The 25308-nt window shown below is 59.7% G+C and carries 20 protein-coding genes and 1 riboswitch; of the genes, 14 read left to right on the top strand and 6 right to left on the bottom strand.

Annotated elements, in window-relative coordinates; translation table 11 throughout:
- Positions 1-331: 331 nt before the first annotated feature.
- On the bottom strand, positions 332-4105 hold the full coding sequence (gene metH, locus ACYVIT_RS02140) for a methionine synthase (protein WP_415808890.1): 3774 nt from the start codon (positions 4103-4105) through the stop codon (positions 332-334).
- A gap of 94 nt (positions 4106-4199) precedes the next feature.
- Positions 4200-4361, top strand: a riboswitch (cobalamin riboswitch).
- A gap of 63 nt (positions 4362-4424) precedes the next feature.
- On the opposite strand from metH, the gene ACYVIT_RS02135 reads away from it, so the two are divergent.
- Both ACYVIT_RS02135 and ACYVIT_RS02130 read left to right on the top strand, forming a co-directional pair.
- Positions 4425-6458 carry a TonB-dependent receptor gene (locus ACYVIT_RS02135; protein ID WP_415808891.1) on the top strand — a complete coding sequence of 678 codons (2034 nt, stop codon included), beginning with the start codon at positions 4425-4427 and terminating at the stop codon, positions 6456-6458.
- An 11-nt stretch (positions 6459-6469) separates the two neighbouring features.
- Positions 6470-7573, top strand: a complete 1104-nt coding sequence (locus tag ACYVIT_RS02130; RefSeq protein WP_415808892.1) for a cobalamin-binding protein — start codon at positions 6470-6472, stop codon at positions 7571-7573.
- Between the two features lie 62 nt (positions 7574-7635).
- Here ACYVIT_RS02130 and ACYVIT_RS02125 read toward each other — a convergent pair whose 3' ends face one another.
- Positions 7636-8397 (bottom strand): IclR family transcriptional regulator, encoded by a 762-nt coding sequence (locus tag ACYVIT_RS02125; RefSeq protein ID WP_415808893.1) that lies wholly within the window; start codon positions 8395-8397, stop codon positions 7636-7638.
- Between the two features lie 252 nt (positions 8398-8649).
- On the opposite strand from ACYVIT_RS02125, the gene ACYVIT_RS02120 reads away from it, so the two are divergent.
- The 11 genes from ACYVIT_RS02120 to ACYVIT_RS02070 all read left to right on the top strand — a co-directional run bounded on the left by ACYVIT_RS02120 (position 8650) and on the right by ACYVIT_RS02070 (position 20678).
- Positions 8650-10167 (top strand): ABC transporter substrate-binding protein, encoded by a 1518-nt coding sequence (locus ACYVIT_RS02120; protein ID WP_415808894.1) that lies wholly within the window; start codon positions 8650-8652, stop codon positions 10165-10167.
- A gap of 93 nt (positions 10168-10260) precedes the next feature.
- Positions 10261-11112 (top strand): alpha/beta hydrolase, encoded by an 852-nt coding sequence (locus tag ACYVIT_RS02115; protein ID WP_415808895.1) that lies wholly within the window; start codon positions 10261-10263, stop codon positions 11110-11112.
- Complete coding sequence (gene ggt / locus ACYVIT_RS02110; protein WP_415808896.1) at positions 11109-12722, top strand: gamma-glutamyltransferase; 1614 nt, start codon at positions 11109-11111, stop codon at positions 12720-12722. The genes ACYVIT_RS02115 and ggt overlap by 4 nt, the downstream gene beginning before the upstream one ends.
- A gap of 18 nt (positions 12723-12740) precedes the next feature.
- Positions 12741-13715, top strand: coding sequence for an ABC transporter permease (locus tag ACYVIT_RS02105; protein WP_415808897.1), 975 nt, complete (start codon positions 12741-12743; stop codon positions 13713-13715).
- 4 nt (positions 13716-13719) lie between these two features.
- The gene (locus ACYVIT_RS02100; RefSeq protein WP_415808898.1) at positions 13720-14655 is read left to right on the top strand and encodes an ABC transporter permease; all 936 of its coding nucleotides are present in this window, start codon (positions 13720-13722) and stop codon (positions 14653-14655) included.
- On the top strand, positions 14652-15626 hold the full coding sequence (locus tag ACYVIT_RS02095) for an ABC transporter ATP-binding protein (RefSeq protein WP_415808899.1): 975 nt from the start codon (positions 14652-14654) through the stop codon (positions 15624-15626). The genes ACYVIT_RS02100 and ACYVIT_RS02095 overlap by 4 nt, the downstream gene beginning before the upstream one ends.
- Positions 15623-16648 carry an ABC transporter ATP-binding protein gene (locus ACYVIT_RS02090; RefSeq protein WP_415808900.1) on the top strand — a complete coding sequence of 342 codons (1026 nt, stop codon included), beginning with the start codon at positions 15623-15625 and terminating at the stop codon, positions 16646-16648. The genes ACYVIT_RS02095 and ACYVIT_RS02090 overlap by 4 nt, the downstream gene beginning before the upstream one ends.
- 174 nt (positions 16649-16822) lie before the next feature.
- Positions 16823-17632, top strand: coding sequence for a thiazole synthase (locus tag ACYVIT_RS02085; protein ID WP_415808901.1), 810 nt, complete (start codon positions 16823-16825; stop codon positions 17630-17632).
- Positions 17629-18465: a bifunctional hydroxymethylpyrimidine kinase/phosphomethylpyrimidine kinase gene (thiD, locus tag ACYVIT_RS02080; RefSeq protein ID WP_415808902.1), complete on the top strand. Its 837-nt coding sequence runs from the start codon at positions 17629-17631 to the stop codon at positions 18463-18465. Before ACYVIT_RS02085 ends, thiD begins: the two co-directional genes overlap by 4 nt.
- 188 nt (positions 18466-18653) lie before the next feature.
- Positions 18654-19334, top strand: coding sequence for a protein-L-isoaspartate O-methyltransferase family protein (locus ACYVIT_RS02075; protein ID WP_415808903.1), 681 nt, complete (start codon positions 18654-18656; stop codon positions 19332-19334).
- Between the two features lie 9 nt (positions 19335-19343).
- Positions 19344-20678 carry a TolC family outer membrane protein gene (locus ACYVIT_RS02070; protein WP_415808904.1) on the top strand — a complete coding sequence of 445 codons (1335 nt, stop codon included), beginning with the start codon at positions 19344-19346 and terminating at the stop codon, positions 20676-20678.
- Positions 20679-20840: 162 nt separating this feature from the next.
- Here the strand turns inward: ACYVIT_RS02070 and ACYVIT_RS02065 are convergent, their stop codons facing one another.
- Together ACYVIT_RS02065 and ACYVIT_RS02060 are read right to left on the bottom strand one after the other, a co-directional pair.
- Entirely contained in the window at positions 20841-22199 is a 1359-nt protein-coding gene (locus tag ACYVIT_RS02065) for a PQQ-dependent sugar dehydrogenase (RefSeq protein ID WP_460478143.1), read from the bottom strand.
- Positions 22196-22624 (bottom strand): DUF2231 domain-containing protein, encoded by a 429-nt coding sequence (locus tag ACYVIT_RS02060; protein ID WP_415808906.1) that lies wholly within the window; start codon positions 22622-22624, stop codon positions 22196-22198. The genes ACYVIT_RS02065 and ACYVIT_RS02060 overlap by 4 nt, the downstream gene beginning before the upstream one ends.
- A gap of 352 nt (positions 22625-22976) precedes the next feature.
- On the opposite strand from ACYVIT_RS02060, the gene ACYVIT_RS02055 reads away from it, so the two are divergent.
- Positions 22977-23396, top strand: coding sequence for a CBS domain-containing protein (locus ACYVIT_RS02055; protein ID WP_415808907.1), 420 nt, complete (start codon positions 22977-22979; stop codon positions 23394-23396).
- A 349-nt stretch (positions 23397-23745) separates the two neighbouring features.
- On the opposite strand, the gene rfaE2 is transcribed toward ACYVIT_RS02055, so the two are convergent.
- Positions 23746-24234 carry a D-glycero-beta-D-manno-heptose 1-phosphate adenylyltransferase gene (gene rfaE2 / locus ACYVIT_RS02050; protein WP_415808986.1) on the bottom strand — a complete coding sequence of 163 codons (489 nt, stop codon included), beginning with the start codon at positions 24232-24234 and terminating at the stop codon, positions 23746-23748.
- 49 nt (positions 24235-24283) lie between these two features.
- A complete protein-coding gene (locus ACYVIT_RS02045; RefSeq protein ID WP_415808985.1) occupies positions 24284-25171 on the bottom strand; it encodes a ferritin-like domain-containing protein in 888 nt (295 codons plus the stop codon).
- Positions 25172-25308 lie beyond the last annotated feature (137 nt).

Raw genomic sequence — 25308 nt, 5'->3', positions numbered from 1 at the left:
GCGCATGCAGATCCCGAACGCGATGAGCGGGTGTGCAGGGCACCCGCTCATCGCAGCCCTGCAAGACCTTTCTCTTTACCCAGGCTGATGCAGAAGAATGCCAAGCAAGAAAGCCGTGCCAGCGATGTGATGAGCTTGAGTTACTGCGAGTCGATGCGGGGCAGTGGCTGCGTGGGGGCGCCTCGTTGGCGAGCGGAGTGGATGTCGAAGGGAGCGCGAAGGCGCGGACGAGACGAACGAACGCGGTGTCCGGCGCCCGCGCGCCGGACCGCCAACGTGAAGCCCCCACGCAGCCACTGCCCCGCATCGACGTCCAATAGCACTAAAACCCTCACCCCAAACTACTAACCAACGTCCGCCGAACATCCTCCTCAGTCCGCCCACTACGCGCGATGTAATCAGCAAGCTGATCCTCGCCAATCGTCCCCACGTTGAAGTACTGCGACTGTGGATGACTGAAATAGAACCCAGACACACTGGACGCCGGATACATCGCATAACTATCGGTCAACATCATCCCGATATCCGCACCATCCAACACCCGGAACATATCGGTCTTGACCACATGCTCAGGGCAAGCCGGATATCCCGGCGCAGGACGAATACCCACGTATTTCTCGGCGATCATGTCGTCATTAGACAAGCCCTCGTCAGGCGCATAGCCCCACAGGTCCTGCCTCACACGCGCATGCAAGCATTCGGCAAAGCCCTCGGCCAGACGATCCGCCATCGCCTTGAGCATAATGCTCGAGTAATCATCCAGTGCGGCCTCGAATTCGGCCTCTTTTTTCTCGATCCCCAAGCCCGCCGTCACCGCAAACATGCCGATGTAATCGGCTACGCCACTGGACTTCGGTGCGATGTAATCGGCCAGGCATTTGTTGCTGACACCTTCGCGCTTGGCGCCCTGCTGGCGCAGGTTGCGATAGGTAAACAGCACCTCGCTGCGCGACTCATCGGTATAGATTTCGATGTCGTCGTCATTGACCGTATTGGCAGGATAAAACGCCACCGCGCCATTGGCAGTCAGCCAACGTCCATCAATGATGCGCTTGAGCATCGCCTGCCCATCGGCATAAACCTTTTTCGCCTGCTCGCCAACCACCTTGTCTTCGAGAATGGCCGGGAATTGTCCGAACAGACTCCAGGTTTGAAAGAACGGCGTCCAGTCCACGTATTTCGCGATCTCGCTGAGGTCGTAGCTCTTGAACGAACGGCGGCCGATGAATTTAGGACGAGGCGGCGTGTAGTTGGCCCAATCGATCTGCGGACGCGCGGCACGTGCGTCCGCCAATGAGATCAGCGGCGTCGCCTTGCGATTCGCATGGCGGCGGCGGACGTCTTCGTATTCCTGCGCGATCTCATCGATATAGCTTTGCGCCTGGTCAGACACCAGATTCGCAGCCACACCCACCGCACGGCTGGCATCGGGGGTATAGATGACGGGACCATCGTAATTGGGCGCGATCTTCACGGCCGTATGAACACGGCTCGTCGTCGCACCACCAATCATCAACGGAATCTTGCGATCACGGAAATACGGATCGCGCTGCATTTCCGAGGCCACATAAGCCATTTCTTCGAGACTGGGTGTGATCAAGCCCGACAGGCCCACAATATCGGCCTGCTCTTCTTTGGCTTTCTCCAGAATCTGCGCACAGGGCACCATCACGCCCATGTTGACGACTTCGAAGTTATTACATTGCAGCACCACAGAGACGATGTTCTTGCCAATGTCGTGCACATCGCCTTTGACAGTAGCAATCACCATTTTGCCCTTGGCCCGCACGTCACCGCCGGCCGCCGCGATCTGGCGTTTTTCTTCCTCGATAAAGGGAATCAGATGCGCCACGGCCTGCTTCATCACACGCGCGGATTTCACCACTTGGGGCAAGAACATTTTGCCGGCGCCGAACAGATCGCCGACAATATTCATCCCGTCCATCAGCGGCCCTTCGATCACCTCGATAGGACGGCCGCCACGAGCCTCGATCTGCTGACGGACTTCTTCGGTGTCTTCGACGATAAATGCCGTGATGCCGTGCACCAACGCATGCGACAAGCGTTCTTGCACCGGTGCCTCGCGCCAGGCGAGATCTTCTTCTTTTTTCGCGCCAGAGCCTTTGACAGTCTCTGCGAACTGCACCAGCCGCTCGGTGGGCGTGCGTTCATCAGCGGGATCGGTTTTGCCAACAGGGGGATCACGATCCAGGATGACGTCTTCGACCAGATCTCGCAGCGCCCCATCCAGATCCGCATACACCCCCAACTGACCGGCGTTGACGATACCCATCGTCAGGCCTTCGCGGATGGCGTAGTACAAGAACACCGTGTGAATGGCTTCGCGCATGGGTTCATTACCACGGAACGAGAAGCTCACGTTCGAAATGCCACCCGAGATGCGCGCGTGAGGCAGATTTTTCCGGATCCAGCCCGCCCCCTCGATGAAATCCATCGCATAGTGATTGTGTTCGTCGATCCCCGTCGCGACGGCAAAGACGTTCGGATCGAAAATGATGTCTTCGGGCGGGAATTGCTCTTCTTCGACCAGAATTTTGTAGGCGCGACCGCAGATCTCTTTCCGACGCTCCAGCGTATCGGCCTGACCTTGTTCATCGAACGCCATCACCACGACAGCCGCGCCGTAGCGCCGGCACAGACGGGCATGCTCGCGAAAGATATCGATGCCCTCTTTCATGGAGATCGAATTCACGACCGGCTTGCCTTGCACGCACTTCAGCCCCGTCTCGATGACCTCCCATTTGGAGCTGTCGATCATGATGGGTACGCGAGAGATATCAGGCTCGGACGCGATCAGATTCAGAAAGCGATGCATACACGCTGCCGAATCCAACATGGCCTCGTCCATGTTGATATCGATGATCTGAGCGCCGTTCTCTACCTGCTGACGCGCGACGGCCAGGGCCTCGTCGTATTTTTCCTCGCGGATCAGGCGCGCAAACATCTTGCTGCCCGTGACGTTGGTGCGCTCGCCCACGTTGACGAACAAGGACTCCTCGTCGATATTCAACGGCTCCAGGCCCGACAGGCGGGTCTTGACGGGAATATCGGGCACGACGCGCGGGGTCAGTGCGGTGACTTTATCGGCGATGGCGCGAATATGGTCAGGGGTCGTGCCGCAGCAGCCGCCCGACATATTGACTAATCCGGCACGCGCAAATTCCTCGAGCAACGCCGAAGTATCGGCCGGCGTTTCGTCAAAGCCCGTTTCCGCCATCGGGTTGGGCAGACCGGCGTTGGGATACACACAGACGTAGGTGTCGCAGATCTTGGAGAGCTCGGCGACATAGGGGCGCATCAGCGCCGCACCCAAAGCACAATTCAAGCCGATCGTGACGGGTCTGGCGTGACGCACGGAATTCCAGAACGCCTCGACGGTCTGGCCCGAGAGAATGCGCCCCGACGCGTCGGTGACGGTGCCCGAGATCATGACGGGCAAGCGTATGCCGCGTTCCTCGAATACGGACTCGACGGCAAAAATGGCAGCCTTGGCATTGAGGGTGTCGAAAATGGTCTCGATCAACACAATGTCGATGCCGCCATCCAACAAACCATTCAATTGCTCGATATAGGCAATGCGCAGCTCATCAAAAGTGATGTTGCGTGCGCCGGGATCATTCACGTCCGGCGAAATCGACGCGGTCTTGGGCTGTGGTCCCAACGCACCCGCCACAAAACGCGGGCGCTCGGGGGTGCTGTAGGCATCACAGGCCGCCCGCGCGAGTTTTGCAGACTCGAGATTCAGCTCATACGCCAGCTCGGGCAAGTCATAGTCGCCCTGCGCAATCGACGTCGCGCCAAAGGTATTGGTCTCGATGACATCGGCGCCTGCCTCCAGATACTGGCGGTGGATCTCGTCGATGACATCCGGCCGCACCAGCGACAGCAGTTCGTTATCGCCCTTCAGATCTTTGTGGTGATCTGCAAAACGCTGACCGCGGAAATCGGCTTCGCCGAGCTTGTAGCGCTGGATCATGGTGCCCATCGCACCATCCAGGATCAGGATGCGTTCACCCAGCAGGCGGGCGAAATCGCCACCTCGGGTATAGGACGAAGGCGGGTAAGGCAGGCGGGGATACGACACGGAAATATCTCGGAAATGTGGCGAAAAGGCAAAAAATGCCCGAAAACCGACGCTTGATGGTAACAAAACGGGTTGTTTTTTGCCTGTGAATGCTACAGTGCGGCCCCGAACTGGTGCTTCTGGCGCGCAATATGCGCCGAAGGTAAACGGGAAACAGGAAGGCGCGCCGCGCCCAGCCTGTGCTGCCCCCGCAACGGTCCCCATGCTGCATCACGCCGCATGGCAGCCCGACACCGGCCAGTTCACCCACCGGGACGCCTTGTGCGGCCCATTACCGTGAACGACGTGCGGGGTCGCGCGTCAAACCGAGGCTTGTCTGATGAAATCCCGCCCCTTCCGGCATGCGGCCGGAGTCTTGATTTGCGCCGTGCCCGCGCTGGCCGCCGCCCAACAATCCCAACAACAAGATCAAACATCCCCTGCGGCCGCTGCCCCGGAGCTCAGCACCGTCACCGTCACGGCCTCGCGCGTGCCCACCGAGGCCCGCGATCAACCCGTACAGGTGTCCGTGCTGACCCAGGAACAAATCCGCACCAGCAGCGCCATGACGGTACAGGAGCTGTTGTCCACCCAAGCCGGCGTACACGTGATCAACAGCACGGGTGCAGCGGCGCAGGCGCAGATAGACCTGCGCGGCTTTGGTATTGCCGGGTTCAGCAACACGCTGGTCCTGATCGATGGCGTACCGCAAAACAACAATGACCTGTCGGCGCCCTCGCTAGGCACGGTGCCGCTGGACCGCATTGAACGCATCGAGATCGTCCGCGGCAGCGGCTCGGTCCAGTACGGCGGCGGTACGACCGGTGGCGTAATCAATATCCTGACCAAGCGCGGCAATCCCGGCGGGCAGCCCGTCTCGGCCAGCGTGACCGGCACGGTGGGCAATTACGGCCTGCACCAATTGGATGCCGCCATCAGCCTGCAAAACGAGCATGTGACTGTCGACGTCTACGGACAAACGCTGCGCACCGACAACTACCGCGACAATAATCGCGAAAGCCGCGACGGGGGCGGCGTCGGCCTGGCCTTTCACCACGACGATGGCGAAATCCGCCTCTATGCCCGCACGACCACGCAGAAACTCGGACTGCCCGGCCCGCGCCGCGTCGATCCCGCCACCGGTCTGAACGAGTATGAGGACGATCCGCGCGGCACGTCCACGCCCGACGATTACGTCAATACCAAGACGGACGCGTTCGGTTTGCAAATCGAACAGCGCCTGGGCACGGGCACCCTCTATGCCGACCTGAACCAACGCGACAAGTCGTTGACCGGTTTCACGGGATCCAGCTTCGGCGACACGACTCGCGAACAGGACCTGGACGAAACCACTGGCAGCCTCCGCTATCAGTTGCCGATTGCCGGCAAACACGCGCTGATCGTGGGCGCCGACATGCTAGACAGCAGCCTGGACGCCTCCAATCTGTACTCGTACTCGTCCATGCCGGATCAGTGGCGCGCCAAACAACGCCAACATGGGTTCTTTGCCGAGGCTCAGATCCAGGCTACCGACACGACCCGCATCACACTGGGCGGCCGTCGCCAATATGCCAACGATCAGCTGGAAACCCTGTCCGGCTACAGCGGCAACTCCGACGAGACACGCCACCTGGGCGCCTGGCAACTGGCCTTGCGTCAGGAACTCGGCGCGGGCTTCAGCGCCTACGGCAAAGTCGGCCGCAGCTTCCGTTTCGCCAATTCCGACGAACTGCTGTACGTCGCGACCCCGCTCAAACCGCAGACCTCGGTGGACAAGGAGTTGGGCATTTTGTGGAAGTCGGATACCTCCAGCGCCCGCCTGACCTGGTATCGCTATGACCTGACCAACGAGATCCAATACAACCCGATTACGTTCTCCAACGTCAACCTGGATCCGACGCGCCGCCAAGGGGTCGAACTGGAAGGCCATCACGATCTGACCAAGAGCTTGAGCCTGGATGCGAACGTCACCTGGATGCAGGCCGAATTCCGCTCAGGCACCGCCGCTGGCGTGGACCTGGCCGGCAACACCGTGCCCTTGGTGCCAAAATGGATGGCCAACCTGGGGGCCACGTGGCGCCCCATGGACAAGCTATTCATCAGCCTGTCCGGCCAATACGTGGGCAAAGCACGCATGGATAATGACCAGGCCAACGAGTTCGACAAGCAGCTGGATGACTATTTCCTGGTCAACGGCAAGGTCGGCTATGCCTTTACCAAGAACATCTCGGGCACATTGGCGGTGAACAATCTGTTTGACAAGGAATACGCGACCTATGGCATCCGCTCGGGCAGCACCGGCGCTACGGGTGCATATAACCTGTATCCGGCCGCTGGCCGCAACGTCCAGGCGTCGTTGACGATCCGCTACTGATGCGATCTGCCATGCCCGCCTCCATTGCCACCAGGCTCTTCAGCCTGGATGGGCGGGCATTGGCGGCAACACTGCTCTGCTTGACCACGATGTCTGCCCGGGCGGACACGGCAACCGTGCCGCAGGCTGCTGCCCACGTTGGCTCAACGACTGCAAAAACGATCTCTGCAGCCGCTGTCCCGTCAACCGCTGTGGCCGCAAGGGCCTCGGAGCGACCACAAATAGCGACGGCCGATGCACACGTCGCGACGACGGCGCATCGCGCAACGATCACACTGCGCGATGATCACGGCCACATCATCACGCTGCCCGCCCCCGCGCGGCGTGCGATCACCGCCGCGCCACACGCGACAGAATTGGTCTACGCGGCTGGCGCAGGCTCCTATCTCGCAGGCATCGCCCAGGGCAGTAACTACCCCTCTGCAGCCCTCGCGCTGCCTTCCATCGGCACCACACTGCGACCGAATCTGGAAATCGCCACCGCGCTGCAGCCCGATCTGCTGATCGCCTGGCAGCCAGCGGTCCCTGATCCCCTGGCGGATCTCATGCGGCGCCTGAAAGTGCCGGTGTTCTACAGCGACCCGCGGACCTTGGACGAGATTCCCGACGCGGTAGAAACAATGGGCCGGCTGTTCGGCACCGAGGGGCGGGCGATCCCTGCTGCCGAGGCCTTGCGTGCGCGGCTGGCCGTGTTATCGGCGCGTTACACGCATCTCGCACCGGTGCGGGTTTTCATTCAAGCCGGCCTGCAACCGATTTACACGCTGAACGGGCACAGTATCGTCAGCGATGCCGTGCGCCTGTGCGGCGGCATCAATGCTTTTGCAGACATCAGCACACTGGCGCCGCAGATTTCGCTCGAAAGCGTGCTGGCGGCGCGGCCGGACGCGGTAGTCGCTGGGTCGGCCGGCCCCGACGATGCACGCAGCAATCTGCAAGCCTGGCAGCAGCATGGGTTGCCGGCCGCGCAACAGGGCTACGTATTCAGTGTGGCTGCTGACGCGTTGTATCGGCCTGGGCCGCGCTTGATCGATGTGACCGAGAAACTGTGCGAGGACCTGGATCAGGTTCGCGCTCAACGGTCCCTCACTGACTCTTCAAACACCTCCCACTGAAGCGTCAAGAATAGGCGCAGCCATTCTTGATCAAGTTGAGGCGACCACGCCGCAAACGGCCGCTACCCTTTGCTCCAGCCGAGCCCGGCAGACAAACGCTGTGCGGCCGACACTACCAAATGAATGATGTGCTGCAATTCGGGCTCTCCGATCCTGAATGCGGGCGCGACCACATGGATGGAAGCCACGATAGAGTTGTCGATAGCGAATACCGGCGCCGCGCACGACACTTGATGATCGCTGACTTCGCCCCTGCTGACGCAATAGCCTTGTTTACGGATTTTGGCTAACTCATCCAGAATCAAAAGTCGCGACTTGGGTGTGAGATCCGTTAGCGGAGTGGGATGTTCCGGTATGCACCGGTCAATGAACTCCCGAGACTGAAACGCCAGCAAGCATTTGGGCGATCCTGCATACAAGGGACGTCTACGCCCCACATTGGCATGCACACGCAGGTCTCTCGATGGCTCGGCTTTAGCAATGCACAGGGCATCAAAGCCATCTGCCGTACGCAACTGAACCGTTTCGTTCACACGTTGGCATAGCTCTTCCAGGATAGGTGTGGCAAGCCGGATCAAATCAATCTGAGAACTGGCCGTGATGCCGAGTACCAGCATGGCGTCGCCCAGCACATAACCATTGTTTTCGTCTCTTTTGACGATTTTCCGCTGTTCCATTGTATGCAACAAACGGTAGGCCCGAGATTTGACCAGGTTCGTTTTCTGCGCGAGTTTTGTCACACCAGATCGCGGCATTCGAGCGACTGCCATCAATAAATCAAAGGCTTTTTCGACTGATTCAACAGTGTATTTATCGTCACTCATGCGATCTTCACCTCCTATTTGGCGGTGATATTAGCTGTTTTACTAGACAAAACACATAACAAAATTGCATTGACATATAGCTAATCCTTTGTTTTCATCACCCGCTTTCAACACCCCGCAGCGACAAGAACTCAGACTGACCATTGGCCTGATGCCAGCCTTCCAAGGGAGTAAGAATTGATCAAAGCGATGACCCGCCGAGTCGTATCCGGCACAGCATTGGCATTACTCGTTTCTGTAACATCCCCGTCCATGGCGCAAGACGCCACGCTGTCAATCGGTATGGCGGCGCCTGTCACCACCATGGATCCGCATGAGGACTCCAATTCGCCGAACAATGCGGCCAATCGCCACATCTTCGACAGTCTGATCAACCGTGGAAGCCGCGCGGAAAATAAGCCGCAGCTAGCCACATCGTGGGAAGTCATCGACGACACGCACTGGCGGTTCAAGCTGCGCAAAGGGGTGACCTTTCATGACGGCTCGACGTTCGACGCAGAAGACGTGGTTGCATCCCTGTTGCGTGCGAGAGATAAACCCTCACATGCGTTCGCCGCCTACACACGGAATATCGCCAAGGTCACGGTCGAAGACCCCTACAGCGTTGTGGTAGAAACATCTACGCCCGATCCCCTGCTCTTGAATTCGCTCAGCCGCATTCACATCATCAGCTCGCAATACGCGAAGGCCAGCGTGGCAGACTTCGAGAGCGGGAAAGCCGCTGTCGGTACCGGCCCGTTCAAATTCGTGTCGTACACGCCCGGCGACCGCATCGTCCTGGCACGCAACGACAACTATTTCGAAGGCCCCGCACCGTGGAGCAAAGTCACTCTGCGCATGGCACCCGATGATGGTGGCCGCCTGGCTTCGTTGCTCTCCGGCGACCTGGATCTGATCGAAAACCTGCCTGCCGAAGGCGTTAGCCGTGTCGAGAGCAACGACAAGCTGCAAATCATCCGCGGCCAGTCTACGCGCTTCGTTTATTTCGGCATGGATGTCTCTAAAGACAAGACCCCGTTTGCCACCGCGAAAAACGGGTCCCCACTGGAGAAAAACCCGTTCAAAGACGCGCGCGTTCGTGAGGCGTTGCTGCTGGCGATCAATCGTCCCGCCATCGTTGATCGCATCATGCAGAAAAACGGTACGGTTGCCGATCAATTCGTCGCCAATGGCTTCTTTGGACACTCGGACAAGGTACAGGCAGTCGGATACGATCCCCGCCGCGCCAAGGAGCTCTTGGCACAAGCAGGCTACCCCGACGGGTTTGCGTTAACCATTCATGGCCCATCGGGCCGTTATGTGAACGATAGCGAAGTTCTGCAGGCAGTAGGTCAAATGCTATCGCGCATCGGCATCGCAACCAAAGTTCAAGTCGTCCCCTGGTCTGTGTACTCGGGCAAATACTCCAACGGCGACTACTCCATGTTCCTGGGGTCATGGGGCGTCAATACGGGCGAGGTATCGAACCCCGCGATAGCGCTCGTCGCAGGCCAGGACAAGGAAAAAGGCACGGGCCGCTACAACGGCGGCGGCGTGAATGTTCCGGAAATCAATAAACTGCTCGATCAAGCCACGGCAAGCCTGAAAGACGATGAGCGCGAGCCGCTGCTGCAGCAGGTATCGGAGCTGACGTTCAACCAACATTGGCTGCTGCCCATGCACTACGAGAACGTCGTGATGGGTGCGAGCAAGAAGATCGCTTTCACGCCCCGTAGCGACAAGTACACCATGGCCTACGAAGTACGCCCCGCAGACCCTGCACAAAAATAATTCATAAAACGAATAACGGGGGAGGCCAGTCCCGCCTCCCCTGCGGTGTCGCCCGAACACCGCAATACATCCGAATTTTCCGTTGGAGAAACTATGCAAGAGCTTGGCACAAGCGAGGCCGCGGCACGCGCGCGCGCCTTTTATGACTATGGCGAGACGGCCATTTTCGCGTCTACTGCAGATCCGCGATTTCACATGCTGCTTTATGTCCCTCCTACCGTCGCGCAGGGCCGCAAAGTTGATCTGCTCGTAGCGGTCCACGGTACGGGACGCACCTCGGCGATCGAGTTTCGCGATGGATTCTCCGAGTTCGGGCTTTACAACGATTGCGCCATCTTGTGTCCCATTTTCCCGATCAACGTGCGTGGTGATGGCGCTCGATCTGGCTATAAATACCTGGTCGAAGGAGACATCCGATACGACCACGTCGTACTGTCCATGGTCGAAGAAATGGCCGCCAAATATGGTCAGGACTGGTCCACATTTGCCATGTTCGGTTTTTCAGGAGGCGGGCATTTCACGCATCGTTTTGCCCTCTTGCATCCCGAAAAACTCTGGGCCGCAAGCATCGGAGCCCCCGGCTCGGTAACGCTGCTCAATCCTGAAAAGGACTGGTGGATCGGCACCCGCGACCTGGCCGAAAAGTTTGGCCGTCCGCTAGACATAGAGGCATTGGCAAAGGTCCCCGTCCAGATGGTGGTCGGCGCCCTGGATCTGGAGACATGGGAAATCACCCACAAGCCCGGTTCCGTTTACTACATGGACGGCGCCAACGATCCAGGCTCGACTCGGCCCGAACGCTTGCGTTCGCTGCAGAAATCCTTCGAAGCCGCCGGCGTCAAGGTGACCTTTGATGAGGTTCCTGGCGTATCGCACGATCGGCTCAAAGTGCTGGGCCATGTCAAGCAATTCCTTGCCCAGGTACTCAAGGAGAAGCGCGCATGAATCGCAACGCAACGATTGTCGCCCCGCAACCCGAAGCGGTTGAGGCAGGAGCAGCGGTACTTGAGCGTGGAGGCAATGCGGTAGACGCCGCGCTGGCATGCGCTTTCGTGCAAGGCGTGGTTGATCCTCAGATGACCGGCATCGGCGGGTTTGGTTCGATGCATGTCTACATGCCCAAGCGAGGCATACATGAAATGCTCGAGTTTTACGCGCTGGCGCCCATTGCCGCGACGCCGGACATGTGGCTCGACAAACTGGTTGGACAAAGCCGCGACGGCTTCGGCTTCATTCTTAAAGACAACATCTCTGAAATCGGCTATTTGGCCTGCTGCACGCCCGGTGCACTCAAGGGCTACGAAACCGCGTTGAAAGATTACGGCACCTGGGACTGGGCCGACCTGATTCAGCCGGCAATTCGCTACGCCGAAGAAGGCTTCATGATACGCCCGCACATGCATTGGTACTGGGCTAAAGACCAACGCGGCGATGGGCAGATCAACACTATAGACAAACTTCGTTTTTCGGAAACGGGACGCCGCGTTTATTTTCACGAAGACGGTTCGTTACGCCGCGTGGGAGATCGGCTGAAAAATCCGGATCTGGCGAACACGTTGCGGCGTATCGCTCAAAGCGGCTCATCGGATATTTTCTATCACGGCGAAATCGCTCAGCAGATTGCGGCAGATTTTGCACGTCACGGCGGACTGATCGGACGAGACGACCTCGCGCAATACAGCGTCAGCCGAGCTGAACCCGTATGGGGCAGTTACCGTGGCAAACGTATAGCCTCCAGCCCGCCTCCGGGTTCGGGCTTTCCGATGATTGAGCTGCTGCATATTCTGGAAAACTTCGACATCGCCAGCATGCGGCACGGTTCGACAGAATACGTACGTACACTCTTCGAAGCCATGAAGCGCATGACCATCGACAAAGATGCTCACATGGGCGATCCGGCCTATGTCGACGTTCCCGTGGAAAAGCTGCTTTCCAAGGAGCATGCGGCCGCACTGGCCGATGAAATCAAACGTGGCGAGCGGGCAAATGTCGAACGGCTGGATCTGTCTCAACGCGACACCACGCATATCTCGGTCATCGACAAGGAAGGCAACGCCGTCGCCATGACGCATTCGCTGGGCAGCCCGTCGGGCGCCATTACGGATGGGCTGGGCTTCATGTACAACGGCCTGATGGGACGATTTGATCCTCGACCAGGCAAGCCGGCTTCCATCGCCCCGCGAAAGCGTCGCGCCAGTTCGGCCGCCCCCACCATCGTCTTCGAAGGCGACCGCCCCATCATCGTCATCGGTGCGCCCGGCGGCAGCTATATCGCTCCGACGGTGGCACAGGGTCTCATCAACATGATCGACTACGGCATGGGGATTCACGAAGCAGTATCGGCGCCGCGCTTAGTAGGCGTTTCGAATTCGATCGACATCTGCAATCGCATTCGCCGCTCCGTCGTCGACGAACTGAGCCGCGAAGGCTACAGCGTCGTACGTTCGCCGCAGACCTATGCCTTCGCCGCGCTGCACGGCATACGCATCGATAACGGACTTTCGGCAGGGGCAGCCGATCCGCAACGCGACGGCATGGCTATCAGCGTCGACTAACCGAACACAGGATTGACAATGGTCACTACGCTCATCCGACGCGCAATCCAGGCGGGCTTCGTCATATTGGCGATGACGTTGATCGTCTTTGTTGGCATCAACGTCATTGGCAATCCCGTCGACATCCTCATCAACCCCGACCTGAACCAAGCGGAACGTGCCCAGGTCATCGCCAATCTTGGCCTGGACAAACCGCTCTGGCAGCAGTATCTCAGCTTTCTGCATGGACTGACGCAGGGCAATTTCGGTAATAGTTTCGTCTATCACAAGCCAGCGCTCGACGTCATCATCGAGCGCTTGCCCGCCACGTTGGAGCTTGCGCTCTGTGCCATGGTCATTGCCATTGTGGTGGGAATTCCGCTGGGACTATATGCCGGGCTTTACCCCAGGAGAATCTCGTCCAGAATCATTATGACGGGCTCCATCTTCGGGTTTTCGTTGCCAACGTTCTGGGTGGGGCTGATGCTGATCCTGGTATTTGCCGTAGAACTGGGTTGGCTGCCGTCAAATGGCCGGGGCGATACCGTGATGTTCCTGGGCGTGAATTGGTCGTTTCTGACGGCCAACGGGCTCTCGCACATGCTGCTGCCTGCATTGAATCTCGCGTTGTTCAAAACCTCGTTGATTCTTCGCCTGACCCGTGCGGGGGTGCAGGAAGTCATCGCGCAGGATTTTGTCAAATTTGCCCATGCCAAGGGGCTGCACGAGAGCCGGGTCATTTTCGTTCACGTACTGAAGAACCTGATGATCCCTGTCGTCACCATCATCGGCTTGGAATTCGGCTCGTTGATTGCTTATTCGGTCGTGACCGAAAGCATTTTCGGCTGGCCCGGAATGGGCAAACTCATTATCGACAGCATCAACCTGCTGGATCGGCCTGTCATCGTGGCCTATTTGATGATGATGGTCATTCTTTTTGTCTCGCTGAACTTCATTATCGATATTTGCTACACCCTGCTCGATCCTCGTGTCCGCCTCGAAGGCAAAGGATGACGCCATGAATACTAGACTTGCCAATTCGCCGGACGGCACGAATATCCCCGATAGCGTGACGGCACCGCCGCCGCCTCGCATTGGCCCCGCTTTGAAGCGTTTTTTCTCATCTCCCACGGCGCTGCTGGGGGCCATCGTGCTGATCGCGATCTGTTTACTCGCTATTCTGGCCCCCTGGATCTCTGCACAGAATCCCTATGATCTGACCCAGATGGACATCCTCGACGGCCGTTTGCCGCCAGGGTCGGCCAGCATGGATGGCGTGCCGTATTACTTGGGCACGGACGACCAGGGGCGCGATATTCTGTCGGGCATCCTGTACGGATTACGCACTTCGCTCGTCGTCGGCATTGCCTCGGCGTTGATCGCGGCCCTGCTCGGCACCACCGTTGGACTGCTTGCCGCCTATCTGGGCGGGCGCACCGAAAGCTTCATCATGCGGCTGGTCGACCTGCAGCTTTCCTTCCCGACCATTCTGATGGCGTTAATGGTGCTGGCCATTTTGGGCAACGGGGTAGCCAATGTCGTGTTGGCCATTATCGTGGCCGAATGGGCGACATATGCTCGCACCGCACGGGGCACCGCACTCGTCGAACGAGGAAAGGAATTCATCGAGGCAGCGCGCTGCCTGCGTATTCCAAGCCATCGCATACTGCTTCGTCACCTGCTGCCCAATTGCGTTGCTCCCATCATCGTCATCGCGACGATGCAAGTGGCCCGTGCCATTGGCCTGGAGTCGACCTTGTCATTTCTGGGACTGGGAGCATCTGTCACACAGCCTTCCTTGGGCATGCTGATCGCCAATGGCTATCGCTATTTGCTGTCGGGTTTGTACTGGATCAGCTTCTACCCGGGCATTGCCCTGCTCATCACCATCGTTTCGATCAACCTGGTCGGTGACCGTTTACGTGACGTGCTCAACCCGAGGAAGGCCCGATGACTCCCTTATTAGAAGTCCGTAATCTCGTGACCGAGTTTCCCGACGAAGACGGCAAGCCGCTGCGGGCGGTCAACGAGGTGTCCTTTCAGGTCAACCGCGGCGAGGTGCTGGGCCTGGTGGGTGAAAGCGGTTCCGGCAAGAGCGTCACGGGATTTTCCATTCTAGGACTGATCGACGAACCAGGCCGCGTTGCCTCCGGGCAGGTCTTGTTCAATGGGGACGATTTGACCCGCGCCGATGCGAGAACTCGCCGCAATCTGCGCGGGCGCCGCATTGCCATGGTGTTTCAGGATCCGATGATGACGCTGAATCCGGTGTTACGCGTCGGAGTCCAGCTCATGGAGACTTTGCACGCCCACGAGAAAATCAGTCGTCATGAAGCCCGTGCACGAGCACGTGACGCGCTCGGCATGGTCGGCATTCCCAGCCCTGAGGAACGCCTGGAGGCCTACCCGCACGAATTCTCCGGAGGCATGCGCCAGCGCGTGGCAATCGCTATTGCACTACTGCATCGCCCTGACCTCATCATCGCCGATGAGCCGACCACCGCCCTTGATGTCACGATCCAGGCACAGATTATTTCCGAATTCCAAAAACTGACTGAACAACAAGGAACAGCGGTGATATGGATTACTCACGACTTGGCCATTGTCTCCAGCCTGGCCGACCGGATAGCTGTCATGTACGGCGGACGTATTGTCGAGACGGGCGATGTTTTTTCCGTCCTGGAAACGCCGAGCCATCCCTATACCCGCGGGCTGATCCGTTCGGTTCCCTCGGAGAATAACCAGGGACGCCGGCTTGCCCAAATTCCCGGTGTCACGCCAAGCCTGGCGAATATGCCCGAAGGATGTGCATTTCGCACCCGCTGCGAGCGGGCATCGGACGCCTGTCGCCAGCAACCTGAAGCCTCAGGCACCGAACTTCGCTACTACCGTTGCTTCCACCCTTACGAAAAGGTGTACGCATGACTGTCTCGGCCACTCACTCCCATACTGAGCCGCTGCTGGACCTGCGCAAGATTTCGATGCGCTTTGGCGCGAAACCCGATCTGGCAGCCCGGATCGCCATCGGACTGGGTATAGCGAAACGCCCCCCTATCGTTCATGCACTCGATGAAGTCGACCTTTCCATCAAACGTGGCGAGGTTCTCGGATTGGTGGGCGAGAGCGGCTGCGGAAAATCGACGCTGGGCCGTATTGCGGCGGGCATACTGAATCCCTCCTCCGGCGAGGTGTACTGGAAAGGTTCTGATCGTCTGAAACTGAACGGTAAAGCATTGCACGATGCAGATCTGTCGGCCCAGATGATTTTCCAGAATTCCATGGCTGCGCTCAATCCTCGCATGAATATCGAAACCCTTGTCGCCGAGGCCCCTGCCATCCATGGTCTGATCAAAGGCAATCGGGGCGACTATGTAGATGACTATCTGCGCAAAGCCGGGTTCGATCCCACGATGAAGCGCCGGCTGCCGCACCAATTCTCGGGAGGCCAGCGCGCCCGCGTCAATATTGCACGCGCGTTGGCTGTGCAACCCGATTTCCTGGTATGCGATGAAAGTGTCGCCGCACTCGACGTATCGATTCAGGCGCAAATCTTGAATCTCTTCATGGATCTGCGCGAACAACTCGATTTGACGTATTTATTTGTCAGCCACGATCTCGGGGTGGTGAAACATATTTCCGACCGTGTAGCCATCATGTATCTCGGCCGCGTCGTGGAAGAAGCGCCCGTCAAAGAAGTGTACGCACGTCCCAATCATCCTTACACACAATCGTTGCTCGCTGAAGTCCCGCGCATCAAACCGGGCAAACGCCGCTTCGAAGCGCTGAAAGGCGAATTGCCCAGCCCGCTCAAACCGCCACCCGGCTGCCATTTCCATCCTCGCTGCCCACATGCCCACGAACGCTGCCGTATCGAAGCACCATTGCGCAAGGAAATTGCACCCGGACATTTCTCGGCCTGCCATCTCAATGATCAATCAGTAACGTGATTGCCCCCCAAATTTGCCACCGCGCATGCCTTGCGCGGCAGGAGCGCAATACGCGACCGGCAACGCCGGAGTGCCCTGGGGTCGTAGCGTTATTGAGCAGGTGGATTATCATGGAGTCCTAGATGCCGGTCGCCTCACGCCCGGCCACGGGATTCTTTTTCAGCACGCTGCACAATGACGACTCCAGACACTCTGACCATCGCCGGGCGCGAATACCAGTCGCGCCTGCTGGTAGGCACCGGCAAATACAAAGATTTCGAACAGACCCGCGCCGCGCTGGACGCCAGCGGCACGCAAATCGTGACCGTGGCGATTCGCCGCACCAATATTGGCCAAAATCCCGGCGAACCGAGCCTGCTGGACTATGTCCCGCCGTCGCAGTTCACCCTGTTGCCCAACACGGCGGGCTGCTACACCGCCGACGACGCCGTGCGCACCCTGCGGCTGGCGCGCGAGCTGCTCGACGGCCATGACCTCGTCAAACTCGAGGTTCTGGGCGATCCGCACACACTGTTCCCCAACATGCCTGCCACCCTGGAGGCCGCAAAAACGCTGGTCGACGACGGCTTCAAGGTCATGGTCTATTGCACCGACGACCCCATCCAATGCCGTATGCTCGAAGACATCGGCGTGGTCGCGGTCATGCCGCTGGCCTCGCTGATCGGCTCGGGCATGGGCATTCTGAACCCCTGGAACCTGCGCCTGATCATTGATCAGGCCCGTGTCCCGGTGCTGGTGGACGCAGGGGTGGGCACCGCGTCTGACGCCGCCATCGCTCTGGAACTCGGCTGCGACGGCGTCTTGATGAACACCGCGATCGCGGGCGCCAAAGACCCCGTTCTGATGGCTCGCGCCATGAAGAACGCCGTCCAGGCCGGCCGCGATGCCTTCCTGGCCGGCCGTATGCCGCGCAAGCTGTACAGCGGCGCGCCCAGCTCGCCCACCGAAGGCCTGATCACCGCCGCCCCGGCCAATACGCAATGAGTACGTCGCAGGCCGGCAGCCGGCCGATTCCCAACGCGCTCAGCATCGCTGGCGTAGACCCGTCCGGCGGCGCCGGCGTGCTGGCCGACGTCAAAGCCATGAGTGCACTGGGCGCCTACGGATGCGCGGTCATCGCCGCCCTCACCGCACAGAATACCCAAGGCGTCACCGGCATCGCCCCCGTGCCGCCCGAGTTCGTCGGCCTGCAGATCGACACGCTCTTTGCCGATGTCCGCATCGACGCGGTCAAGATCGGCATGCTCGGTCAACGTCCGGTGACCCTTGTCGTAGCGGAAAAATTGGCCAAATGGCTACCCGCTCACGTCGTCCTGGATCCGGTCATGGTCGCCAAGAGCGGCGATCACCTGCTCGAGCGCGATGCCGTCGGCGCCCTGCGCGAGGCCCTGTTGCCGCACGCCACCATGTTGACGCCCAATCTGCCCGAGGCCGGTGTACTGCTGGATGAACGCCCCGTCGAAACCGTCAAGGAAATGCGCCGCGTCGCCGAGCGGCTGCGCAACATCATGGCGTATTCCGGGCAGCGCTGGGTGCTGCTAAAAGGCGGCCACCTGCCGGGCAACGACACCATCGACCTGCTGCATGACGGCGACCGGATGATCGAACTGCCCGGCCATCGCATCGACACACGTAACACCCACGGCACCGGCTGCACTCTGTCAGCCGCCTTGGCCGCGCTGCTGCCGCAGATCGACGATGTCCCCGAGGCCGCCCGCCGCGCCAAGGCCTACCTGGCCGAGGCGCTGCGCCATGCTGACCGCCTGCAGGTCGGCTCCGGACATGGCCCGACGCATCATTTTCACGCTTGGTGGTAATCGTGCTGGCTATGGTGCCTTGGCCCGCCCGCGGCTACAGGCTCCCCTCGCCGGCCGAGCCAGCGCCATGAGGCCGGCAGGAAACGGTCCCGATGAAGGCTCCCGCCCCACTACGGGGGCCATCCCCCACATTCCCACCGAATCAGTACAATGTCCGGTTGGTTCTTCTTGATTTTCTCTTCGCTGTCATGAACGCTTCGACCCTGCCTGATGTAGAACAAGCTCGCTTCAACATGGTGGAGCAGCAAATCCGCCCCTGGGATGTACTCGATCCCAAGGTCCTGGACGCTCTGTTTGTTGTCCGCCGCGAGCAATTCGTGCCGCCGGCGCTGCGAGCCCTGGCGTTTTCCGACCTGGAACTCCCGCTGGAAATCAATGCGACCAACACCCGCCAGAACATGCTGGCCCCCAAGGTCGAGGCACGTCTGACCCAAGAATTGCAGCTGACCGCTACCGACTGCGTGCTGGAAATCGGCACGGGCTCGGGCTACCAGGCGGCCCTGCTGGCACATCTGGCCCAACAGGTCACCTCGGTCGAAATCGACAATCGCCTGGTGACATTCGCGCAGAACAATCTGCAGGCGAACAACGTCACCAACGTCAAGATCGAAACCGGCGACGGACGCAATGGCTGGGGTACGACCGAATATGACGCCATCCTGGTCACGGGTTCAGTGCCCGCCGTGCCGGATGCACTGAAATATCAGTTGCGCGTCGGCGGCCGTCTGGTCATCATCGTGGGCCAGGCCCCGGTCATGACCGCCTGTCGCATCACGCGCACCACGGCAGCCAGCTTCGAAACTGTCAATTTGTTCGAGACCGTCGTCAAGCCGCTGCGCGGGACTACCGTTTCGCATTTCAAGTTCTGATACGGCTCCATGTGCGCCAGATCGCTTGCGGCTACGCTGGGTCTGGCGCTCAGTATCAGTTGGTGCCTTCCTGTCAGCGCTGCTCAGGACCTGCTGCAAACGTGGCAGTCGGCACTGGCCAACGATCCCGTATACGCTGCGGCCCGCGCCCAGTATCGCGCGTCGATAGAACAATTGCCCCAGGCTCGTGCTGGCCTGCTGCCGGCAATCAATGCCGAAATCGGACTGACTTACGAAGACACCCGTGCCACGCGTAATCTGTCCCGGCGTGTTCAGGACAACACGCGGGCGCCGTGGGAACTCGTCCTGACACAGCCGCTTTACGACTGGTCGAGCTGGCAGCGCTACGAGCAGGCCAAACTCGGCGTCGCCGACGCGGAGCTCGCCCTGCAACAGGCCTACCAAGACCTGCTGCTGCGCGTATCGGACACCTATTTCGGCATCCTCACCGCTCAGGACGCCTTGACAGCTACCGAGGGCGAAAAGGCCTCGGTAGCTGCCCAACTGGAATCCGCCAAGCGCAATTTCGAGCTGGGCAATGCCACCATCACCGACACCTACGAGGCGCAGGCCCGCTATGACCTGGTTGTCGCCGAGGAACTGCGGCAGCAGCACGATCTGACTGTACTGCGCGGCCAACTGACGCAGATCATCGGACAGCCCCCTGAGGCCTTGGCCGAGCTGCCCTCCACGGTCCCGCTGCCCGCGCCCCAACCCGCCAGGCAGGAAGATTGGTCAACTCAAGCCGAATCCGCCAGCCTGGAAGTCGCTCGCGCGCAGTTGCAGACGCAAATTGCCCAACGTGATATCCAGATTGCGCGCGGCGGGCATTACCCCACCCTGAGCCTGCAGGCCACCAGCGGCAGCGCCAGCACCTCAAATCGCAGCGCCGCCGGCAGCCGGGCCGCAGACAGCTCTGTCGGCCTGGTCCTGTCCGTGCCCATCTACGCGGGCGGCGGCATATCCTCTCAGGTCACAGAGAAAGTCCAGCTCGAACAAAAGGCGCGCAACGACTACCAGGCCGCCCGCCGCCAGTCCGCACAGTCCGCCCGTCAGTACTACACAGGCGTCATGACCGGCCTGGCCCGTATCCGCGCCTTGGAGGCTGGCGAAAAATCCAGTCGTGCCTCTGTAGAAGCCAACAAAACCGGTTATGAGATCGGCGTACGCATCAACCTCGACGTCCTGAACGCCCAGCAACAGCTCTACGCTACGCAGCGCGACCTCGCGCAGGCGCGCTATGGCACGTTGTTGGACGGCCTGCGCCTGAAGGCGGCCGGCGGCATCCTGTCCGAAGTCGACCTTGAGACCATCAACCGGCTGCTGCGCTTGCCCCCGCAATAAACGGAATCGCGAACTGGCGAGGACCCTGCGGAAGGTCGCCCTGACGCCGCCGGTCCGCTGGCGATCGGGCGACCACATCGCGACATCGGTAACGCGGCTGGGCGTTGCCTAAAAGTGGCTGAGTCACGCAGGCCGCTGAGCCCCCGATGTCCATCGGAGCGGCTAGGTCGGCGGCATCGACGTCGGTGCGGGTGTCTGCACCGACGCCGGCCCGTCAGTCTGCGTCTGCGGCCCTGCGGGCCGTGTCGGCGTGATGCGCCAGATCGTGTTTGACAGGTCGTCAGCGACAATAAGGGCGCCACGCGGATCTACCGTCACCCCTACTGGACGGCCGCGAGTCGTGCCGTCACTGTCCCGGAATCCGGCAACAAAATCCACGGGCGGACCAGACGGACGCCCCGCGCTGAAGGGCACAAAGATCACCTTGTAGCCCACCGGTTCGCTGCGGTTCCAGCTGCCGTGTTCGCCGATGAAGACCCCTTGGGCGAACCGGTCGCCCAGCGCCTGGGTCGAAAAATCCACGCCCAGCGCTGCGACGTGCGCGCCCAGACTGTAATCGGGCTTTATTGCAGCCTTGACCTTTTCGGGATCCTGCGGCCGTACGCGCTCGTCTACGTTCTGCCCCCAATAGCTATACGGCCAGCCATAGAAGGCCCCCTCCTGCACCGCCGTCAGATAGTCGGGAACGAGATCCGAGCCGAGCTCGTCGCGCTCATTGACGACCGCCCATAACTGACCCGTATCGGGCTGGATGGTCAGCGCGGTGGGATTGCGCAGGCCCGTGGCGTATGTCTTGTACTCGCCGGTGCGGGCATTCACCCTCCAGACACGCGCGCGGTCGGCTTCCGCTGTCATGCCGCGTTCGGTGATATTGCTATTGGACCCGATACCTACATACAAATATTGCCCGTCCGCACTGGCGGTCAGCGCCTTGGTCCAGTGATGGTTGATTTCCGATGGCAACAGCGTAACCGTCTCAGGCGGACCACTGGCCTTGGTCTGCCCTGGCTGATAGTCGAAACGCACCAACGCGTCCTGGTTAGCAACATAAAGATCGTTACCTACCAAGGCAAGCCCGTAAGGCGCATTCAGATTCTCCGCGAACGTCGACGCCTCGTAGGTGCCGTCTCCCTCGGCATCGCGCAGCAACGTCAGGCGGTTGCCGCCCTTGACCGGGCTCGTGCCCCTGGCCTTGATGATGCCGGCGATCACGTCTTTGGGCTTGAGCTTCGCGGCATTGCCGCCGCGCCCCTCGGCCACCAGGATGTCGCCGTTGGGCAATACCAGCGTCTGCCGCGGGATCTTCAGATCCGTCGCGATGGCGGTAATCGTATAGCCCTCTGGTACTGTTGGAGCCTTGTCTCCCCATGGCGCGGGTTTTGCGATCACCATATCAGGCAGCAGCCCTTGCTTGGGCTTGGGCAACTCAGGCTCTGGGCCGACCAGCGATCCAGATTGACCGCTGCATACGCCCACAGCCGAGAGCAACGGAATAGCGGCGAGCAAACTCAGCGTTTTCATATGGCGCCTCTGATATGCGGAGTGCGAAAACCCAGCCACGTCGCTGCGCAGGCGAGCACCACTGTCACCACCGACAAGACCAAGCCGGCAGGCATGCTCGCCCATGCATCGCGGGCATGAATCAACGCATTGAAAAAGCCCACAATCCATGCCGCTATCCACACCACCGCGTATGGAATAACCCCGCGCGCACGCTGCTGCGCCCGGAAAAGATCAACGATGGCAAAGATCAGCGCGACGCCGCCAAATAACAGGGCGCCAACCAGCAGCCACGAGGCAAAATTATTCCACTGGATATCAAACGACATCGCATAGGCCACATCGCTGGCGGCCGCGCCGACAAACAGGGAAAGCGCTCCTCCCACAAATACGGCATGCAAGGGGTGTACCGTCAAAACATAGCGACGTTCGACAATTTGGGGCACTGATAGCCTCCTTGATTAGATCGCCGGACTACAACGCCAATAAAAGCAGCAAGTAAAGTGCCTGAGCCCAAATGCCAGCGCCACCGCAATACTCCCCATGCTGCCCGCGCGAGGCCTTACCTGACCGCAGGCAATTTGTGCCTGTGCGATCGGAAAATTTCTTCTTCTTGGCCTTCCTGGATCTGCTTCGATTAAAGAAAACATTCAACGCATGAAAAGCCCGCAACCACGCACGGACTCAGTGAAACAGGCCGCAGCCCATGCCGAAATGCATAGCGCCACCGTGCTGCACCCAGGTCCGCCACTTGCGGCCGTTCCAGACAGGCCTCAACCGTGAATCAAAGGAGCAACCATGCAACAGCTCAAAGACGTAATGACCGAACGCGTCAAAATCCTGAACCCCGAGACAACCATCAAAGATGCCGCAAGCCAAATGCGCGACGGCGACTTTGGCCTCATGCCTGTAGGAGAAAACGATCGCTTGATCGGAACACTGTCAGATCGCGACATCGTGCTGCGCGCAGTCGCAGAAGGCCGCGACTCTGGCACCAGAGTGCGAGACGTCATGTCTGAAAAAGTACTGTGGGCGTACGACAACGACTCTGTAGAAAAAGCCTGCCAGATTATGAGCGACAATCAGATCCGCCGCTTACCCATCATAAACACCGACAAGCGCCTGGTAGGCATCGTAGCGCTGGGCGACCTGGCAATCAGCGCAAGCAGCCCCAAACCCGCCGGCCAAGCCCTATCCGAGATCTCTCAACGAGGATAAAACGACGGCCCCGGACCGGCCCAACGCGCGTCAACGCCGCAAGTCAGTAATCGGCATGATGCGTTCATAACCGCCGCGAGCCGGGGCTCGTCGTGTAAAGGGCGCGCTGGCCCGTAGAGCCTGCCGAACCTGTTTTGCCAGGCGGGGGGAAGTCGGCTGGGCATGTTTGAGCGCAGCGTAGCGGAGCGAGTTTGCCCAGCCGCCCCGTCTGGCGAGACAGGTGAAGGGCAGTCTGGCCGCGCAGGCGGCCAGACCAGGCGATAGGGCCAGCGCGCCCTTTACACGACGAGCCCCGGCGACTAAAGAACTCATAAGCCCTATCAACCAGACTCTTCAGCCACCACCGACCTCACCCGCCCCGAATCTTCCGCACCAACGACGTCGTAGACCGCTCAAATTCAAACGGAATCGCCAACGCCCTCCCGCCCCAGGTCTTCACCAGCGCCGTCTCAGGCAGAGTCTCCATATCGTAATCGCCGCCTTTGACGATCAGATCCGGTCGCAACTCGCCAATGATCTCGACAGGCGTATCCTCGTGGAAAGTCGTGACGATGCTCACACATTCCAACGCAGCCAGCAACGCAGCACGATCCTCTTGGCGATTGAGCGGACGATCATCGCCCTTGCCCAGGCGCCTCACCGAATCATCGGTATTGATCGCCACCACCAGCGTCGCTCCCAATTGGGCAGCCTGATCCAGATAGGTAGCATGGCCTCGATGCAGGATATCGAAGACGCCATTGGTAAAGACCAACGGCCTGGGCAATTTGCCCAACGCAATCGCCGCGGCGCAAGCGTCGCGGGACAGGATTTTGGATTCAAAACGAGCGGCAGACATACTCGAATTGTACGCCGCCGCCGTCCAGGATGCGTATCACGCGCCTATGTCACGCGCCGACAGGCACGATCAAGCCGGACTGCTCGTTGTTTGCCGAGATCAGGCTGGAAACCTCCTTGCGATAACGGCTCAGGTCCTTCACCGTATCGAAAGTCCGTCCCATCAGCTTGGATAGGATATGCAGAATGCGGGTAGCGACTTTTTGTTCCCACACATCGTCAAAACGAATCTGTGTATCCAGCCAGTTTTCCAGCCAACCCGGCTCAGGCAGGCGCGATTGCACAGTGTCGTTCGGAAACAGATTTTTGTTCACGTGCAAATTGGTCGGATGCATCGCCTGCGATGTCCGGCCGGCCGAGGCCATGAGCACGCCGATCTTGGAAAACGACAAGCGTGCCTGGGCGCTGGTCTGCTCGCCGCGGTCATGCAGCGCGCGGCGCATGTACTGCAGATACGCGCCCGCATGCCGCGCCTCGTCACGCGAAATCGTGCGGTAGATCTCGCGAATCACCGGCTCGGTATGCCAGTCCGCAGCGCGACGATACCAATGGTTCAAACGGATCTCGCCGCAGAAATGCAGCATCAGCGTGTCGAGCTCAGGTGCCGGATCGAACTCAAAACGGATCTTGTGCAATTCCTCTTCCGTAGGAACCAGCTCGGGGCAAAAGCGCCGCAAGTATTCCATCAACACCAGGGAATGTTTCTGTTCCTCGAAAAACCACACCGACATGAACGCACAAAAATCGCTATCGCCGCGGTTATCGCGCAAGAACATTTCTGTTGCCGGCAACGCCGCCCATTCGGTGATGGCGTTCATCTTGATGGTGTACGCCTGTTCGTCCGACAGCTTGCTGCGATCAAATTCGTGCCAAGGAATATCGCTCGCCATGTTCCAGCGCACGGCTTCCATGGTCTTGAAAAGTTCAGGATAAAGCATGGTGTGGCCCTTAATTTTCCCGCGTGGGGCGCTATCATTTTCGGAATGCCGTGTCATCACGGCCCGGACGCTATGCGCATGTCACGCAAGCGTGTTTATCGCTGTTGCGTGCGAATCTGTCATGACAGATTTACGAC

The organism is Bordetella muralis (assembly GCF_054781015.1).
Note: the sequence above shows the minus strand (reverse complement) of the source record. Positions and strands in the feature narration are given on the sequence as shown.